Origin of the sequence: Vibrio sp. S234-5, from assembly GCF_000960595.1 — a bacterium.
In the GTDB taxonomy this organism is placed as follows: Bacteria; Pseudomonadota; Gammaproteobacteria; order Enterobacterales; family Vibrionaceae; genus Vibrio.
The window spans coordinates 1-412 of record NZ_JZAM01000376.1 but is presented as its reverse complement, the minus strand read 5'-3'; the positions used below and the strand labels follow the sequence as shown (position 1 = coordinate 412).

Genomic DNA, 412 nt, shown 5'->3' with positions numbered 1-412 from the left:
CAGATAGAACCGGGGCCAATGCCCACTTTCACTGCGCTTACGCCAGCTTCCATCAATCCTTTTGCGCCCGCAGCCGTTGTCACGTTGCCACCGCTACTATCACGATGAGGGAACTCTTCGCGAGTTGCACGAATACGTTGCAGCATGCCTTCTGAATTGCCGTGTGAAGAACCAATCAGCAGCACGTCAACGCCCGCTTCAACCAACGCAGCAACACGCTCTTCATTCCCCGCACCTGCACCAACCTCAGCTCCAACTCGCAGACGACCTCGCTCATCTTTACTCGCATTCGGTTTGCGCTCCGCTTTATGGAAGTCTTGTGCTGTGATCATGCCGGTCAGTTGGAACTCAGCGTTCACCACCACCACTTTCTCTACACGTGCTTCGTGCATTGTTTCTTTCACGTCTGCAC

Annotated in this window: 1 protein-coding gene; it reads right to left on the bottom strand. The window is 54.4% G+C overall.

What is annotated here, in order from left to right; genetic code table 11:
* Positions 1–412 (bottom strand): IMP dehydrogenase (locus UF06_RS21610; RefSeq protein WP_045572314.1); only part of this gene is annotated, 412 nt, incomplete at both ends.